Raw genomic sequence first — 18,393 nt, 5'->3', positions numbered from 1 at the left:
ATTATTTAATTGTTACCTGAATTTCCTTTTTAATATCTCTAGAAGAAGTTCCTAACTTAATAGTATATTTTCCAGGTTCAACTGTCCATTTTTTAGCAGCAACATCGTAGTAAGCCAATTCTTTTACTGGTACTTTGATCGTTACTTTTTCTGAACTTCCCGCTTTTACATCTGCTTTTTTGAAACCTTTTAGTTCTTGCGCTGCACGAGTAATTTTAGAATCAGATTTTGAAGTATACAATTGAACTACTTCTTTTCCATCTACTTTTCCAGTGTTTTTAACGTCAACTGTAACTTCGATTACATCGTTTTGAGCGTACGAATCTTTATTTGCTTTTGCATTATCAAGCGCGAAAGTCGTGTATGATAATCCGTAACCAAAAGGATATAATGGCGCAACATTTTTAGTATCAAACCAACGGTATCCAATTAAGATTCCTTCAGCATAATTTACCGCTTTTTCTCCAGGGAAACTGTTTGTTGCATGCGCAGGTGAATCTTTCAATTGTTTAGGCATTGTCCAAGGTAATTTCCCTGACGGATTTACTTTTCCTAAAATCACATCAGCCAAAGCATTTCCACCTTCAGAACCGTTGAACCAGCTCCAAACTAAAGCAGAAGATTTCTGGCTAACTTCATTAATATCAAAAGGAGCCCCAGCAATCATTACTACAATAGTTTTTGGATTTGCAGCTGTTACTTTTCTAATTAATTCTTCTTGTCCAAAAGGCAAGTGTAAATCTCTACGGTCAGAAGCTTCTGTTTCGTAATCACGGTTGGATCCCGCAAAAATGATTGCAACATCTGAATTTTTAGCGGCATCAACTGCTTCCTGAACTTTTGCTGGATCTAATTCGTCAATTGTAACTGGACCATTAGCTGTAATATTTCCTAAGTTTCCTCTGTTTTTCTTATCGTAACGCTCTAAATATCCTTCTGCATAATTGATTTTAACTGATGAAGGCAATCTGTTTTTAAGACCTTCAAGAGGTGTAACTTCTCTCTTTGTTTTTACACCCGCTCCAAATCCGCCAAGAGCATTTTTCTTTGTTGCATTGTTTCCGATAACAGCAATAGATTTTACTCCTTCTAATTTTAAAGGCAATGCATTGTTTTCGTTTTTCAACAAAACAATTGCTTCTGCTGCAATTTTGTAAGCATCTTGGTAATGTGCTTCGGTTGCGATGCTTCCTTTTGCACGTGTCCCGCCGCCCATTGCTTTTACCTGAAATAATGTTCTTAAAATTCGTTTCACATGCAAATCAATTTCTTTTTCTGAAACTTCTCCAGATTTAACAGCAGCAATTAATTTATCGGCTAAGAAAAATTCGTTGAATGGTTTTGGTGTTCCCATTTCAATATCTAAACCATTTTTCAAAGATTTTGCTGTAGAATGCACCGCAGCCCAGTCAGAAACTACGATTCCTTTAAATCCCCATTCATCACGAAGGATTTTATTCAGCATATAATCGTTTTCACATAAATATTCGCCTCTGAACTTATTGTAAGCCCCCATTATACTGTATGCTTTTGCCTCTTTTACTGAAGCTTCAAAAGCTGGAAGATAAATTTCGCGAAGTGTACGCTCGTCAATTTGTACATCTACAAAATCACGATTTGTTTCCTGATTGTTTGCTGCGTAATGTTTTACACACGCCATTACATCTTTTTCTTGTAAACCAACGATCAAAGGCACCGCGATTTTTTTGTTCAAAAATGGATCTTCAGACATGTATTCGTAAGTTCTTCCTCCAAGCGGTGTTCTAACCATATTGATAGCTGGCGAAAGTAACATGTCTTTGTCTCTTGCACGTAATTCTTCTCCTAAACTGGTGCCGAAAGTATGAGCCATTTCTGCGTTCCAAGTTGCTGCCAAAGCACCTCCTGCTGGATAATACGTTGCAAAATCGTTTGTCCATCCAGCTGGAGCCCAATTATCTCTAGAGATTTCTTCACGAACTCCCAAAGGACCATCGGCCATTTTTAATTCTGGAATTCCTAAACGTTTTACGCCTGCATTTGCAAACATACTGTTCCCGTGAAGCATTCCGATTTTTTCTTCTAATGTCATTTGCGAAATCAACTTGTCGATTTCAGCATCATGTTCTGTTCCTATTTCTTTTCCAACGTATTCTTCTGTCTGCGCCGAATTTGACGCTAAAGTTTGTGCATCATTTTTACATGAAGTAAACAATGCAAAAACCAAAGCCGATGAAAGGAATATCATTTTGTTTTTCATAGATAGTTAGGTGTTTTTTGATTTAAAGATTTTTGATTCCTCACACATCGTCTTTAAATACCATTAATACTTTTTTTATGCTAGTGGTTTTTCTCTCTATTATTGTTTAATTAAATTCAGCATGACAACATCATTTTCATTGATTTTAAATTCTCTGCTGAAAGTTCCTTTTGCGTCAATTGTAATTTTTTCTGTTGAAATTGGCGCTCCATTATTTTTATCTTTTATGGATTTTACTTGTTCACGGGTTAGCTGACTTGGTTTATTCATCGCCAAATAATCTGCGTAAGCGTCATTTACTTTATAACCCACTTTGTAAATTTCTAAAAGATATTTTCCTTTCTGAATCCCATCAATCTCCACTTTTACTTTTCCTTTTTCTTTTGATGGAAGATCCTGAATGTAATAAGTTTGGTTCCAAACTTTATCGCCTGGGTGCGTATTCGTAAAATCCCATAATAAAACTTGTACATCGCCTTTTGCATTTTTGGAAGTCCACGAAGCTTTATCTGAATTTTGAAGTTCTGTTTCTCCTAATTTATTCATTAAATAATAAGAGAAATAAGCTGGCTTTTTGATTCCCTGCGTATTCAACAATCCAAAACCACCGTGAAAAGGGGTAAATCTTGGTCCTGGTTCTTCAAAAATATCGGTAAAAACCCAGTATGACATCGAGTTTGCCGCATTGCCAACTTGCTTGAGTTTTTGCAGAATGTAAGCTGCCGAATGATAACTGTCGTGAATGGGATCTGCAGGCGTGTAAGAAGAACTCCATTCTGTATAATGCAATTCTAAATTTGCTTTAGCCGAATTGGTAATCTGCTTACGCGAATTTATAACATCTCCGTTGATACTATTCACGTCTGGACTCAAAACTGTTCCAGAAGTTCCGAATTCATCCAAATATCCTTGATTTACGCCATAAGTATGTGTCGAAATAAAATCCAATGGCACATTATTTTTCACACAAAAATCAATTGTTTCCGGAACCCATCCAGCACCCGCCGTTGCTGGTCCGCCAACTTTATATGCAGGATTTACAGCTTTTACACCGCGGGCTGCATAATCGTATAGTTTAAAATATTCTTGCTGCGTTCCTGTCCAGAAACCTGGTGATAAGTTAGGCTCATTCCAAACTTCAAAGTACCATGTTTTTACTTCGTCATCTCCGTAACGTTCTTTAAAATGAGCAGTTAGATTTTTAATCAAATCTTCCCATTTTTTATAATCTTTTGGAGGTGTTACGTTTCCTTTCCACCAAAAAATCGTTTCTTTTCCGCTTGCCAATGCATTTGGCATAAAACCTAATTCTACAAAAGGTTTCATTTTAAGACTCACAATATAATCGAACAAAACGTCTACATATTGGTAGTTGTATTCTGGATTTCCTTTGTTGTCTTCACGATAAACCGCCATATCATCTGACAATAAACCATGAAAGCGGATGTATTTAAAATCGCATTCTCTTTTTACCAATTCTAATTGTTGCTGCCAGTCGGCTCGCAAACCTTCGTTTGCTCTTCCGGCACCAATGCATTCTTTGAACATGGTGTTTAATTTTCCTGCTTCTTTTTTGAAATCTACTTTTATGATTCGGTTTTCAGCATTATTGTTTTGTCCAATGATTTGAATTGAATGAATTAAAATCAATAATATTAAAATTCTTTTCATCTGAAAATGGTTTTGGTTATCCTAACAGGTTTCGAAAACCTGTTAGGATACTAAAATCTAATAGTTATATTTTTTTGAATCTTACTGCTCCACCGCCAGCTCCACCTAATTTCAATTGTAATTTATCTGAAGCTTTTACTGTTTTCTTAGAAATTGCTACTGCTTCTGGATTATGCGTTTGATCTGTTCCTTCAGCATCTACATAAATCTGTGCTTCGTAAGTCGCTTTTGGATCTAAAAATGATAATGAAACCTCAACATTTCTTGGTTTTTCATTTGTCAAAGTTCCTAAATACCAGTCGGCGCTGTTTCTATCTTTTCTTGCTGTTGTAATGTATTCGCCAATTTTTCCTTCTAAGATTTTAGTGTCTTCCCAATCTGTTGGAACATCTTTTAAGAATTGTAAAGCTGGTTTTCCTTCGTAATTTTCTGGAAGATCGGCTAACATTTGAATTGGAGAATAAATCGTAACGTACAATGCCAATTGCTGTCCAACTGTTCCCTGAATTCTTTTTCCTGGATAACCTTGTTTGACCTCAACATCAAAAATTCCAGGTGTAAAATCCATTGGTCCAGAAAGTAATCTTGTAAACGGAATTATACTTAAATGGTTTGGCGGATTTCCTTCGCTCCAAGCATTATATTCTTGTCCGCGCGCTGCTTCTCTAGAAACCATGTTTGGAAAAGTTCTTCTTTCTCCCGTATCTTTTATAGATTCATGGTATAAAACGGCTAAATCGTATTGCGCTGCTTTTTCTAAAATATATCTGAAATAGTTTACTCCAAACTGTCCGAAGTGCATTTGTTTCATATTCAATTTAGAACCTACGTGACCAATTTTTACGGTATGAATTCCTAGTTTTTTGTATAAAGCAAAACCTTCGTCAACTTCTTTTAAGTAGTTAATTAAGTTTGAACCTGTTTCGTGGTATCCGATTAATTCGATGTTCTTTTTCTTTCCATATTCCACTACTTTTTCTAAATCGAAATTATCGGCACTTTTCGTGAAGCTGAACATGTGCATACGGTTTTCGTACCAACCCGGCGTCCAACCTTTGTTCCATCCTTCGATTAATAAATGGTTGAAACCTTCTTTTGCTGTAAAGTCAATATACGTTTCTGCATTTTTGGTTGTTGCACCTTGTTTGTCACTTTCCCAGAAAGTGTATTTCCCAATATGCATTCCCCACCAGATTCCTAAATATTTATAAGGTTTGAAATAGCTGTTTGTATTTTTTAATTTGTTTGGTTCGTTTAAGTTTAAAACCAAATATGAAGTAATTAATTCTCCCGGATTTTCTCCAATTTGAAGTGTTCTCCAAGAAGAAGTGAAAGTATCTTTTACACGAACTTTTATTCCATCTGCCCAAGGCACTAAATCTGATTTTAGTTCTGTTCCTTTTGTGTTTACCAAAGTCATACTTGCAAAATCGATCAAGTTTGCTTCGTGAAAACTCAACGCTAATCCGCTTTTGCTTTCAATTGTTAATGGAGTTAAAACGGTATCCAAAGTACTTACCGGCGCATCTTTAAAAAGATATTCGTCACGGTTTTCTCTGTTTGCCGGAATCCACCAAGCTTTTCCGTCTTCTTTTAAGTTGAAAGTCGTTTTTTCATCCATGATGAAAATGCTGTCTTTTACAATTTGTTTTGGATAAACGTATCTAAAAGCCACTCCGTCATCAAAAGCGCGAAACTGAATTTGTAATTTTCTTTTGTTTCCAGTCTTTTGCTGTAAATCAACTACCAATTGATTGTAGTGATTTCTGATGTTTTTCTTTTCTCCCCAAACTTGTTCCCAAGTTTCGTCAAACGTAGAAGTTTTTGCTCCTTTTATTTCAAAGTTTGAACTTAAATCTTCGTTTCCTTTTAAAACAAATCCCATATCTGACGGAGAAATTACTTCTGTCTTTCCGTGAGAAACTGCGTATTTTGGAGCATTTTTTACCAGCTCAAATTTGATTTTATTCTTTCCGTTTGGCGATGCCAATTCGTAAGCACTTTTCGTTTTTTGACTGTAGCCTATTGCTATCGAAAACAATACGGCTGGGAGAATTAGATAGTTTTTCATGTTTTTTGGTATTATATTTTTTTTGCCACAGATTAAAAGGATTTTTTTGTTTGCGGATTTTTTTCTCGCAGATTTGGCAGATTTTTGCAGATTTATTTTAATCTTTTTAATCCTTTAATCTGTGGCTTAAACTTTTTTAAACACATAGAATCATAGCTTATTGGAAACTTAAAAAAAGGCGTTTCACTTGTTTAAACAAACATAGTTTCTATGTATGAGAAACTAGTTTCTTTCCATTTTCCTTTTATTCACAAACAAAAACCTATGTTTCTATGTGTTTAAATATTTTATTTTTTGCCACGAATTGCACCAATTATCACCAATTCAATTCGTGGAAATTCGTGTAATTAGTGGCTATTTTATTTATTTAATCCACTCGGTTTTAAAAGTGGTTTTTCCGTTTAGTGGATTTGCAGCTACTTCAAAATTGTTGCCAGTTTTATTCACTTTTATTTCTTGTACTGCATCGCCTTCTGGTAAAAATACTTTGGCTGTTGCCGAAGTGGTTTTATCACTTGCATACACTTTCAAAGTCAATTTGCTCCAATCCATATCTTTTGTAGACTGCGCTAAACCGATATGGGGAATTGCAGTTCCGTCTTTAATTAAAACGATAATTGGCACTTCGCCCGCTTTAATTTTATGCCAGCCCGATTGGTACACTTTTTTAGTTTGGTAATCGATCCACGTTCCTTCTGGAAGATAAACGTCTCTTTCTTCAACTTCTTCAAAAAGCGGTGCAACCAACATGCTTGATCCAAATAAATATTGATTGTCGACTAACCAAGCGCCCGGATCGTTTGGATATTCTACAAAAAGAGCACGCATCATTGGCAAACCTTTTTGAGAACTTTCTTTTGCCTGAGCGTAGATATATGGCATTAATTCGTAACGCATATTATCAGCTTTTCTAAATCCTTCTAAGAAATCTTTGCTGTACAACCAAGGTTCACGAGGCGGTTCTCCGTGGCTTCTTACGTGTGAAGTTAACATTCCGAAAGGTGTCCATCTTCTGTAAATGTTCTCAGGAGATTTAGTTGCGAAACCTCCAACATCATGACTCCAAAAACTGAATCCGCTTAATCCTAAAGAAAGTCCACCACGTAATTCTGCCGACATCGCTCCGTTTGTAGTTTCAGAGTCTCCTCCCCAATGTAAAGGGTAACGTTGTGATCCTGCCCATGTACTTCTTGCCCAGATTAAAGTATATCCTTTTTCTTTTTGAGTGATTTCTGCAACTGCTTTATTGTATCGTAACGGATATAAATTATGTTCGTAGAAACCTGTTCTACCAGAATGATAAATTCCGTCTGGCGGAGCAGCTTCTCCAAAATCTACTTTGAAAACTGCAACGCCTTCATCAAATAATTTTTTCAATTTTCCTTGGTACCAAGTTACCGTTTCAGGATTTGAGAAATCTAAAACAGCATCTTCATATGGAAGATTTCCTTTTCTGTCTCTTACCGCTAAGTTTTTATCCATGATTTCTGGGAACAAAGTATTCTTTGGCGTGAAATAAGGCAACTGCCAAAGACAAACTTGGAAACCGTCTTTCTTCAAATCAGACATCATTTTTGTAGCGTCTGGGAAACGAGATTTTGCAAACTCGTAGTTGTTTCTCCAATCTACATCAAACCAGCCTGTATCAAAGTGAATAACATCGGTTGGGATTTTGTATTTACGCAAATCTCTGGCTACTTCTCTTCCTTCTTTTTCAGAAAAATAAGTAATTCTACTCATCCAGAAACCGAAAGACCAAAGTGGTGGCATAGCCGCTTTTCCAGTCAAATTCGTGTATTGGTCTAAGATATCTTTTGGTTCTCCGATGAAGAAAAACAAATCGGCTTCGTCGTCTCCAATGTACATTTCGTTGGCACTTGAAAAGTATTTCCCGAAATCCACTGTAATTGGTGTTGAATGGTGCATGAAAACGCCATAACCACGGCTGCTCATGTAAAACGGAATAGGTTTGTACATCGTTTCATTTTGGATTCCGTTGGCGTCATCTGTCCATAAAACTACTTTTTGTCCGCGTTTGTTGAATTGCGTGAATGATTCTCCGCAGCCAAATATTTTTTCATCTGGTTCTAAGCTGAAAGCCGCGCCCATACTTCTTGAATAATCGCTGTTTCTGCGAACGTAAGAAAAGGGAAGTGTTGGTGTGTATGTGTTTTTAAAATCGGTATCGTGAAGTGTACTTGTCAGCAGTTTTCCCTTTTCATCGTAGATTTTTACGTGCCAAGGTTTTGTCAAAATTTCAACTTTCCCGTGTTTGCTTGTATAACTGTGACCGCCTTCGATTTTAGCATATTTCCATAATTCTGGGTGATTTGGCGCAACACCGTCAATCAACATCAATGATTCTTTTTCTGGGTGAAATTGCGGTCCAGAAGTAGTTTTGATTCTAACCGTTCGATCTGAAACAAACTGAATTTCGAATGGCAAAACAGGAGATTCTGCATATTCTGTTGTTGGAAATTCGTTTGCTTTTTCCACATCAGGTTTCATCATCATGTTGTTGAAAGCCTGACGTGTTTTATAATTGTATCGCAGATATTTAATGGTTCCTTTTCCCGTTGCAGGATCAAAAGAAGCCAATTCGTCTGCGAAATAAAAAGTGTTCAGATAATTCTGAAAATCCTTACTGATATCTATTGGAGCATTTAATACGTCTGCATTTTGGATTTGTGCATTAGCATTTGGAACTGCCAAAAATCCAAACATAAGAGCAGAAAATAATGCGGTTAGTTTTGAGTTTTTCATTGGTTAATAATCTAGATGTTAGTTATCCTAACAGGTTTCAAAAACCTGTTAGGTATTTTATTTATTTTAATATCTTAATTAAATATATTGATACCTAACAGGTTTTGAAAACCTGTTAGGATAGCGCAACTTATCATTCGGTTGTAATTACAATTGTTGCTTGTTTTAAGCCGTTTGCTTTTGCGGTCAATTCTAATCTTCCTGATTGATCTCCAGATTGTACAATTACCAAACATTTTCCAGCCAAAGCGGTGTGTTTATTTCCTTTGTATGATTCGTGACTTACTGGATCTCCGCTGCAAACGCCAACAATTTTTCCGTTTCCTTTTAAAGAGAAATTAATTTCGTTATTCGCATTTGGAACGAAAGTTCCTTTATCATCTAAAATATCAACTGTGATAAATGACAAATCGCTTTTATCTGCTTTGATGGTACTTCTGTCTGCTGTCAATTTTAATTGAGATGGATTTCCAGCCGTTTTAATTTCTTTTTCTAAAACCACTTTTCCACCTTTACGAGAAATGGCTTTTAAAGTTCCTGCTTCAAAAGGAATTCTCCATATTACATGCAAATCGTCTCCTTTTTTACTTCTTTTTCCAACAGATTTTCCGTTTACAAAAAGTTCCACCTCATCGGCTTTATTGTAATAGGCCCAAACATCGACAGTTTGTCCCGCTTTCCAATTCCAATGCGGGAAAATATGAAGAACGGTTTTATCTGTCCATTCGCTTTGGTACATATAATAAACGTCTTTCGGGAAACCGGCTAGATCTACAATTCCGAAATAAGAACTGATTGACGGCCATTCGTAAGGCGTTGGTTCTCCGATATAATCGAAACCTGTCCAAATGTACATTCCAGAAAGAAAATCGTGTTTTTTAATGACTTTCCAAGTCGCTTCGTGCGTAGAACCCCACGGCGTCTGAACCTGATCATAAGCTGAAACCGTATTTCCTGGATTTCCTTCTGTGAATTTTAAATCCCATCTTACCGGCCATTTTTTGATAGTGTCTGAAACCGCATCATAATAACCTCTTGTCTGTAAACCTGAAGTGGTTTCGGTTGCAATGAAAGGCGTGTTTGGAAAGTTTTTTAAATGATGTTCATACGTTTGATGCGCATAATTGTATCCGATTAAATCTAAAACTCCTGATCCTGCAAGCGGATTAATTGATACGTCTTTTTTCTCAAACTGTAAAGTCACCGCATCAATATTCATATTTACCGGCGGATTCATCGCTGCGGTTAACGGACGCGTTTTGTCGTATTGACGCGTAATTGCCGCTAATTCTTTGGCAATTTCAACCCCTTTTTCATTCCATTGTTCTGGAATTTCATTTCCGATGCTCCAAACAAAAATACTTGGATGATTTCGGTCGCGAAGCAATTGATCAATTAAGTCTTTTTTATGCCATTTGTCCCAGTCGTTTCCGTAATCGTATTTGGTTTTGGTTTGTTTCCACATGTCGAAAGCTTCATCCATGACAATGAAACCCATTTTATCACAAAGATCTAAAAGTTCTGGTGCAGGCGGATTATGAGAAGTTCTAATTCCGTTTACACCCATTTCTTTCATGATTTCCAATTGTCGTTCGATTGCACGCGTATTAATCGCAGCACCTAATGGACCTAAATCGTGATGCAGACAAACACCTTTTATTTTGACCTGTTTTCCATTCAAAATAAAACCTTTGTTTAAGTCAAATTTAAAATCTCTGATTCCGAAATTGGTTTTGTATTGATCGATGATTTTATCGTCAAGCGAAATTTCAGTAACTGCTGTGTACAATTCTGGTTTTTCAACCGACCATAAAATCGGAGTTTCAACTTCTGCCGATTGTTTTAGGGTTTGATTGGCATTGGCGCCAATTGTTATATTTTGAGTAACCGATGTTACTTTGGTATCTTCTTTAAAAATAGTAGTGGTTATAACAGCCTTTTTTTCTTCAGCATATTGATTTTGAATAGTTGTTTCAAAATTAACGGAAGCTTTTTCTGCAGTAACCTTTGGAGTTGTAATATACGTTCCCCATTGTCCTACATGAAGTTTATCTGTGGTTTCGATCCAGACATTTCTAAAAATTCCTGAACCCGAATACCAACGTGAATTGGGTTGTTTTGAATTGTCAACCTTAACAATGATTTCGTTGTTTTTTTCTCCGTAATTTAAGTACGGTGACATATCATACTGAAAACCAATATATCCGTTTGGACGTTTTCCTAAATAATGTCCATTTACCCAGACTTCGCTGTCTTTGTAAACACCATCAAAAATAACAGAAGTTACTTTGCTACTGTCTGCGGCATTTACTTTGAATGATTTTTTGTACCAGCCTAAACCTCCGTTTAATGCTCCGCCTCCATAACCTGCAGGGCTTTTTTCGTCAAATTTTCCTTCGATGCTCCAATCGTGCGGAACATCTAAAGTTCTCCATTTTGTAGTATTTCCGATTGTATCTTTATCAACAATACTATCATTAAGATAAAAACTCCAATCTGAATTAAAAGAAACTTTTCTATTTGTAAATGCATCCTCTTTTTTAGCGCAGGAATTAAATAAAATTAATCCGGATGCGACAGCCAATAAACTTATGCTTTTTATAGTTTTTGTAATTTGCATAGGTACTTTTTGTGTTTTTGGAAATGGAAGATAGAAATAAAAAATGATTTCGAATATTTCTTCTTAAAATAATTTAAGTCTCAGTCTTAAAGCACATTATAAATGTATTTAAAACTGAGACTTCAAAACTAACTAACTTATGATTTTGGAACTAAATGATAAATTAAATAATCACCATCTGCTCTAATTCCGATAAAGCATAAACTTGTCTCTGTAAGTTCAACAATTTTTACATTTGTAAAACTGAAAGAAGGACTAAAATAACTCGGCTCGTTTGGATGCAGCATTTCTGTTCCTCCGTTAAACGAAATTCTATCATTTGTTTCTCCAGTTGTAAGACTAAAATTGAATGTTCCTACTTTGGTTGTTTTTTGTGTATTTCCTAAAGCTGGATTGGTTTGTGTTACCGAAACATTATACCCTCCATCAAGATCAAATGTAATTTCTCCCCAGTCTTTATTTTCTAGACCAGCCCAAGAAATATCTGAAAGATTTGGCCACCAACCTGGACCGCTCACTGCTCTGTTTACATAACTAGGCGTGTTTCCAATAAATTCTAATGGAGCAGTCATATATAAAACCCAAGTTTTTCCCTCTTGTCCATTAGTTAGTTTGTTCCATCTAGGGTCGCTAAAGAAAGCATCATCATTTTCTGGAACATCTACGGTTACTGGAGCAGCTTCAACAGAACCTCCTCTTACAAAAGCTGTGTAAAAAATAGTGTACTTCCCTGCAAAAGGAAAATTTACTTTATCGTCACTTTTATTAGAATGGCCCAGTTCGTTTCCGTTACCATCAACATATCTCCAAAATGGAATTACAGTTGGATCATCATTTTTTAAAACTACTTCATTCTTTTTTGCTGTATTTTGAGTTATGGAAAACTCAAGTGTTTCTGGAGTCAGCGTTACTGCTGGCAGACTTTCACGATCTTCAACAGGCTCGCAAGAGAATAAGAACGAACTGATTGATACAGCCGCTAATACTATATATAATATACGTTTCATAATCAATTTGTTTTAGAGTTAATTCCAGCCTGGATTTTGAGTAATAGTTCCGTTAGAAAGAATTATTTGCGATTGTGGCAAAGCAAACCATCCTTGAGTTTCTGTTCTAAAAGTTACAGCAAACTGAGAATCTCCCGTGTTATCTATAGCTGCTTTCATTGCAGGCATTCCTTGTCTGATTAAATCAAAATAGCGTAATCCTTCCAATGCAAATTCTAAACGACGTTCTTCCATAATACGAGCTTGAGTTATAGGAAGTCTGTGCAATGTATTTTTGAAAGCGCGATCACGAACTCTGTCATAATCTGTTTGCGCCAACGCTGCATTTGTTGTTAAGTTTAGTTCGGCAGCCATTAATAATACATCTGAAAAACGAATAATAGCGTAATCCTGATAATTATCAATTTGGAAGTTTCCTCCGTTAGCTTCTACAACTGCTGTTCCTGCTTCATTTGTAATCGGACAATATTTTTTCCAAGAATAACCAGTGTATTGACGTTGTTCTCTAGCCTGAGCATCAAAATTTAAGCCTTCGCCAACGTAATCAATAAATGATGCAGCTTTTCTAGTATCGGCATTATCATAAGCTGCAACCAATTTAGGATTTACAGTTGCTCCTCCCCATCCTGTTGCATATCTTCCGATTGCTCCACCACGAGGTGCAATGTTTACTTGGAAACGGTTTCCTTCGTGAAGATCCCAGTTTCCTTTTCCTGAACCGTTGAAACGAACTGCCCAAACCATTTCAGTATTATCTTCTCCCACAAAATTGGCAAAAGAAGCCGCTAGCCAAAGATTAGCAAAATCAGCAACCAATCCGTGCCCGCTGTTGTTAACAGCATCATTAATGTAAGTTACTGCCTGAGCTTTAGTGACTACTCCAGCTAAATCTGTTTTACCATAAGCTCCAGTATAGAACAAAAACGTTCTAGCCAAATAAGCTTCTGCAGCCCATTTTGTAATACGTCCGTAATTGGCATTTCCTGCTTGCGAATAGTTTTCTGGCCCTAAATTATCTGCAGCAAATTTTAAATCGTTTGCAATTAAAGCATAAGTAACTTCTGGTGCTTGTCTTGGCAACTCAAATTCGCTTGTAGTCACAGTGTGATCTAACGGAATAATATCTCCAAACATTTTTGCTGCCTGAAAATGAAAGTGAGCTCTTAAGAAACGAGCTTCTGCTTCGTATCTCGTTTTTAAAGCGGTGTCTGAACCCCAGTTTACTTTGTCTAAGTTTTCTAATAAAACGTTAGCTCTGTAAATACCAAGATAAGAGTTTGTCCAAGTTAGGGCATTCATATCTTTATCTGTAGTATACTGAAAGCGGTCCCATTGTAAATCTACCGTTGGATCTGCAATACCAAATCCGCCAAAACAGTTATCAGAAGCTTGTTCACTCACAATCAATTGTGTTCCGTAAGCTTCTCTCTGCAATACGTCGTAAACGGCTACCAAACCTTCAAAAGCATCAGAAGGAGTTTTATAAAAATTCTCTGTTACTTTATCTGTGTAGGGTTCGTTTTCTAAAAAATCTTCCGAACAAGAACCTAAAACAAGTAAGCTTGAAAGGGCAAATAATTTTATATATGTTTTCATCGTTTTCAAAATTTAAAAGTTAACATTTAAACCCATCATGTAGGTTCTTGGCTGTGGGTAATATCCAACATCAATTCCTTTAGCCCAAGATTGATTTACGTTTCCGAAACCAATTTCCGGATCCATTCCTTTGTATTTAGTGAATGTGTAAATGTTATTTCCAGCAACGTAAACTCTGAATTTAGAGAAGAATTTTAATTTGTCTGTTAACTTCGTTAAATCACATCCGATTGTAGCATTTTTAATTCTGAAGAAATCTGAATCCTGAATGTACAAATCAGAGAATTTAGTGTAGTTACCATTATCATCAGTTCCGTAAGTTACTCTTGGAATTCTGTTTGAAGTTCCTTCGCTTGTCCATCTGTTTAATACATCTGTTGTGTTGTTTGTGTATGCACGAGTGTAATCGTGAATTCCGAAAACGTTTTGTCCTCCAGCTGTACCGTAAGTATTAATTGTCAAATCAAAAGCTTTGTATGAAATATCCAAATTGATACCGTAGTTAAAATCTGGATTTGGATCTCCCACTTGTGTTTTATCATTAGCATCAATTTTGCCATCTCCATTTAAATCTACGAAACGTACATCTCCAGGCTGTGCATTTGGCTGAACTCCCGCTGCAACTTCAGCTGCATTTTGGAAGATTCCTGCTGTTTTCAAACCGTAGAAATAACCCATTGGTTTTCCAACCTCAACACGGTTCATCTCGTCTAAACCTTGGAATAAAACGTTAGATTCTCCGTGAATAATTCCTTCGTTGTTAGCAATTCTCAAGACTTCATTTTTATTTTTAGAAAGGTTGGCATTAATACCAAAATTCCAGTCTTTTCCAAAATGTGTTCTATATGCTAAACCAATTTCAAAACCTTTATTGCTTACGTCACCACCATTAATATAAGGTGCTGTTGCTCCAGCATAAGTTGGAATTGACGCCAACACTAACCAGTCTTTAGTTTTCTTATCGTAGTAATCAAAAGTTAAAGTAAAATTGGTAAACAAAGTAGCATCAAAACCTAAATCTAACTGCTCAGAAGTTTCCCATTTTAAGTTGCGGTTTGCCAACTGATCAGGGCTTGAACCTACTAAAAGAGTTTCATCTCCAGTTCCGAAATGATATGTTTTGTCTGTTGAATTCACAGTAGACATATAAGCAAATCTTCTCGCAAATTGATCGTTACCATTTTGTCCCCAGCTCGCTCTTATTTTGAAAGTATTTAAAACTTTATTTTCTTTAAAGAAAGCTTCTTTATCTAAATTCCAACCCGCAGAGAATGAAGGAAAAATGGCATATTTGTTATCTGGACCAAATTCTGATGAACCATCACGACGAACTGTTGCAGAGAATAAATATTTGTTGTTGTAATCGTATAATAAACGTCCGAAGTAAGACTGAATCGCATAATCTCTGCGATTTCCTTTTACCACATTTGATGTCGGATCTTTTGCATTATCTAAATAAGCATGCTCAAAATCATCAAAAATTAAGTTTCTTCCTTGTCCTTCCATATAATCAGAAGTATTCTTTTTAGCAGAAGTACCCACTAAAAAATCGAAATTATGAGAAGATGCTAGATTGAATTTGTATTGAAGCGTATTCTCAAAAATCCATCCTAGAGATTTTGTAGAACTTTGTGTAACGCTAGAAACCGTATTATTATCATTTGAAGAAAGAGAATAAACGGGTCTGAAAGAACGATAGTTGCTGTCTGTCATATCAACACCGAAACTAGTTCTGAAAGTCAAATCTTTTATGATTTTTAATTCGGCAAAAATGTTACCTACATAACGGTTTGTTTTTGTCTGATTAAAGTTGTTGTAATACAAAGATCCCACAGGATTTGTAACGTCATTTGAGATAATTGAACGAGCAAAATCTCCATTTTCGTCATAAGCCTGATCAATTGGAGCAGCATTTAAGAATGCTCTAATAGCATTACTATAAATACCATCATCTGCAATACCACTCGATTTTACGTTTGAAAATGTAAAGTTTTCTCCAATTTTCAAATAATCTTTAATCACTTCTGAAGTAGAGTTTACTGAAAAAGTTACACGATCGTATTTTGACTGGCTAGTAGAACCACCAATCATACCTTCTTGTCCGTAGTAAGACAAACCAGTTGCAATAGTCGATTTTTGATCGCCGCCTGTAATTAATAAAGAGTGGTTTTGTTTTATTGCACCTTCATTAAACAAGTCGCTTTGCCAATCGTGGTTTGGAAATGCTGCTATTTGAGCTTTACTGTATAATGGAGAATATCCAGAATTTACGCGAGCTTCGTTAATAATTGTGGTGTACTCTTGTGTATTCATCAAATCTAGCCTCTTAGCAATCTGCTGAAAACCTGTATAAGAATTGAAAGACACATTCATTTTACCATCTTTTCCTTTTTTTGTTGTAACCAAGATAACCCCATTTGCCGCTCTAGCTCCATAGATAGAAGCTGCAGAAGCATCTTTTAAAACGTCAACCCTTTCAATTACAGAAGGATCTAAATATCCGATTCCGTTATCTACGACAACACCGTCTACAACATAAAGCGGATCACTGTTTCCTGCTGTACCGGCACCACGAATATTTACCACCATATTCGCACCTGGCTGACCAGAAGATGAAGTTACAGATACTCCAGAAGCTTGACCTTGCAAAGCATTTGTAACATCAAGACTCGCAACTTGCTGAATGTCTTTTCCTGATACCAAAGAAGTTGCAGCAGTATTTACTTTCTTCTTCTGAGTACCATAACCAATTACAACAATTTCCTTAAGTTCTGAAGTTTCTGGTTGTAAAACTACATTGACAACTTTTTCGGTGCCAACTTTAATATTTTGTGTTTTAAATCCCACGAAAGTGATCACTAAAACATCTCCTGTTTTGGCTTCCACTTTATATTTTCCATCAAAATCGGTAACAGTACTCGATTTTGTTCCCTGTACAAGTACAGTTGCTCCCGGAACTCCTAGCCCGTCTTCTGACGAAGTGATTGTTCCACTTACAGTTTTAGATTCTTGTGCCAATCCAAACTGCATCATAAATACGCTAAGCAGCACCGTCATAAAGTATGACAGCTTTGTTGTTTTAATACAATTTTTGCTTTTCATAATAAGAATTGATTAAGTTTAAGTTATAGTTAGTAAATCTTACCTTAAGAGAACCCTGGAAAATTTCCCAAGCAGTTCATGTCAAAAATGAGGGCCTGAATCTCATTTCCAACATTTAGTACTTGCAGACTATAAGCATCAAAATCAATTCGAAAATCAATTTCTCAAAAAACAATTGTGGTAAGTTTAAGTTAAGTTGTAGCTTTGCCTTTTTTACTTATAGTCAATTTGAATTTATCTTATGGTAAATTTGACTACAAGTGTAAAACAAATTTTCTATATTAACAAAATATTAGGGTTAATTTTTTTCAATTCTAATAATTTCTGTTTCATTTTTATGAATGCCATAAAATTTGAATTAGATTTGAAATAAAAAATACAGAAAAATCAAGCTTTTATAAAATTGACAATCAGCTATTTAAGAATCAGTCTAATTAAAGGTGTTTTTTTAAGCTTTTTTAATATGCTGATTATCAATTTTTTGTTTCGTTAAAAAAAAATATAAAGCTTTTAAAAAGCATCTTAATCAATTTATTTATTTAATTTGTCAAAATTTATCTCGAGTATGATTGAAAATGTAGATGATAAACCTGCAGCAAAAAACGAGCAAAGTGCTATGAACGCCATCACGATTGACTGCGTTATTTTTGGTTTTGATCAGGGAAGTTTGGAAGTACTTTTGGTACAGCACGGCGAGGGTATCAGTAAGGGAAAATGGGGATTGCCTGGAGGATGGATTTATAAAAAAGAAAGTACTGATGCCGCAGCTCATCGTTTGTTAAATGAACTTACAGGTCTTGACAATATTTATCTAGAACAGTTGAAAGCATTTGGTGATCCAGATCGTTTTCCGCTACGACGTGTTATTACCATTGGTTATTATGCTTTGGTAAAAAGAGAAGATTATAATATTAAAGCCGGTTTTACCGCTGCTGATGCAAAATGGTATAAAATCAACGAAATTCCAGATTTGATTTACGATCATAATGAAATTTTAGATTATAGCATAAAACATCTTAGAAATAAAGTTCGCCAGACGCCAATTGGTTTTAATCTATTGCCCGAAAAATTTACTTTATTGCAATTGATGCATTTGTACGGAGAAATTTTAGGAATTGAAATGGACAAACCAAATTTCAGACGAAAGATCCTTCATATGAAATTATTGGTTGCTTTAGACGAAAAACAACAAGACGTATCGCACAGAGCCGCTCAGTTGTATAAATTTGACCCTGAAATTTATACCAGATTAACAGAAAAGGGATTTAATTTTGAATTTTAATGTTCTTCTAAAATCAATTAAAATTCTTTTTTGAACTTCGAA

The 18,393-nt window shown here is 35.7% G+C and carries 9 protein-coding genes; 1 reads left to right on the top strand and 8 read right to left on the bottom strand.

Annotated elements, in window-relative coordinates:
* Position 1: 1 nt before the first annotated feature.
* The 8 genes from LL966_RS13510 to LL966_RS13475 all read right to left on the bottom strand — a co-directional run bounded on the left by LL966_RS13510 (position 2) and on the right by LL966_RS13475 (position 17,069).
* Entirely contained in the window at positions 2–2,239 is a 2,238-nt protein-coding gene (locus LL966_RS13510; RefSeq protein ID WP_229353940.1) for a glycoside hydrolase family 3 C-terminal domain-containing protein, read from the bottom strand.
* A 99-nt stretch (positions 2,240–2,338) separates the two neighbouring features.
* Positions 2,339–3,910 (bottom strand): GH39 family glycosyl hydrolase, encoded by a 1,572-nt coding sequence (locus LL966_RS13505; RefSeq protein ID WP_229353938.1) that lies wholly within the window; start codon positions 3,908–3,910, stop codon positions 2,339–2,341.
* 64 nt (positions 3,911–3,974) lie between these two features.
* A complete protein-coding gene (locus tag LL966_RS13500) occupies positions 3,975–5,981 on the bottom strand; it encodes a glycoside hydrolase family 97 protein (protein ID WP_229353936.1) in 2,007 nt (668 codons plus the stop codon).
* 363 nt (positions 5,982–6,344) lie between these two features.
* Positions 6,345–8,744, bottom strand: coding sequence for a glycoside hydrolase family 31 protein (locus LL966_RS13495; RefSeq protein ID WP_229353934.1), 2,400 nt, complete (start codon positions 8,742–8,744; stop codon positions 6,345–6,347).
* A 133-nt stretch (positions 8,745–8,877) separates the two neighbouring features.
* Positions 8,878–11,364 carry a glycoside hydrolase family 2 TIM barrel-domain containing protein gene (locus LL966_RS13490; RefSeq protein WP_229353932.1) on the bottom strand — a complete coding sequence of 829 codons (2,487 nt, stop codon included), beginning with the start codon at positions 11,362–11,364 and terminating at the stop codon, positions 8,878–8,880.
* Between the two features lie 137 nt (positions 11,365–11,501).
* Complete coding sequence (locus LL966_RS13485) at positions 11,502–12,371, bottom strand: hypothetical protein (protein ID WP_229353931.1); 870 nt, start codon at positions 12,369–12,371, stop codon at positions 11,502–11,504.
* An 18-nt stretch (positions 12,372–12,389) separates the two neighbouring features.
* Positions 12,390–13,967, bottom strand: coding sequence for a RagB/SusD family nutrient uptake outer membrane protein (locus tag LL966_RS13480; protein WP_229353930.1), 1,578 nt, complete (start codon positions 13,965–13,967; stop codon positions 12,390–12,392).
* 12 nt (positions 13,968–13,979) lie between these two features.
* A complete protein-coding gene (locus tag LL966_RS13475) occupies positions 13,980–17,069 on the bottom strand; it encodes a SusC/RagA family TonB-linked outer membrane protein (protein ID WP_229353929.1) in 3,090 nt (1,029 codons plus the stop codon).
* Between the two features lie 565 nt (positions 17,070–17,634).
* Between LL966_RS13475 and LL966_RS13470 the strand changes: the two genes are divergently transcribed.
* On the top strand, positions 17,635–18,351 hold the full coding sequence (locus LL966_RS13470) for an NUDIX hydrolase (RefSeq protein ID WP_229353928.1): 717 nt from the start codon (positions 17,635–17,637) through the stop codon (positions 18,349–18,351).
* The last annotated feature ends 42 nt before the right edge of the window (positions 18,352–18,393 follow it).

Source organism: Flavobacterium chungbukense, assembly GCF_020805785.1.
In the GTDB taxonomy this organism is placed as follows: Bacteria; Bacteroidota; Bacteroidia; order Flavobacteriales; family Flavobacteriaceae; genus Flavobacterium; species Flavobacterium chungbukense.
This window is presented reverse-complemented; position numbering and strand designations above follow the sequence as displayed.

Coding starts and splice junctions, on each gene's coding strand:
- LL966_RS13470 (WP_229353928.1), top strand. CDS start 17,635: ATGATTGAAAATGTAGATGATAAACCTGCAGCAAAAAACGAGCAAAGT.
- LL966_RS13475 (WP_229353929.1), bottom strand. CDS start 17,069: ATGAAAAGCAAAAATTGTATTAAAACAACAAAGCTGTCATACTTTATG.
- LL966_RS13510 (WP_229353940.1), bottom strand. CDS start 2,239: ATGAAAAACAAAATGATATTCCTTTCATCGGCTTTGGTTTTTGCATTG.
- LL966_RS13505 (WP_229353938.1), bottom strand. CDS start 3,910: ATGAAAAGAATTTTAATATTATTGATTTTAATTCATTCAATTCAAATC.
- LL966_RS13490 (WP_229353932.1), bottom strand. CDS start 11,364: ATGCAAATTACAAAAACTATAAAAAGCATAAGTTTATTGGCTGTCGCA.
- LL966_RS13485 (WP_229353931.1), bottom strand. CDS start 12,371: ATGAAACGTATATTATATATAGTATTAGCGGCTGTATCAATCAGTTCG.
- LL966_RS13495 (WP_229353934.1), bottom strand. CDS start 8,744: ATGAAAAACTCAAAACTAACCGCATTATTTTCTGCTCTTATGTTTGGA.
- LL966_RS13480 (WP_229353930.1), bottom strand. CDS start 13,967: ATGAAAACATATATAAAATTATTTGCCCTTTCAAGCTTACTTGTTTTA.
- LL966_RS13500 (WP_229353936.1), bottom strand. CDS start 5,981: ATGAAAAACTATCTAATTCTCCCAGCCGTATTGTTTTCGATAGCAATA.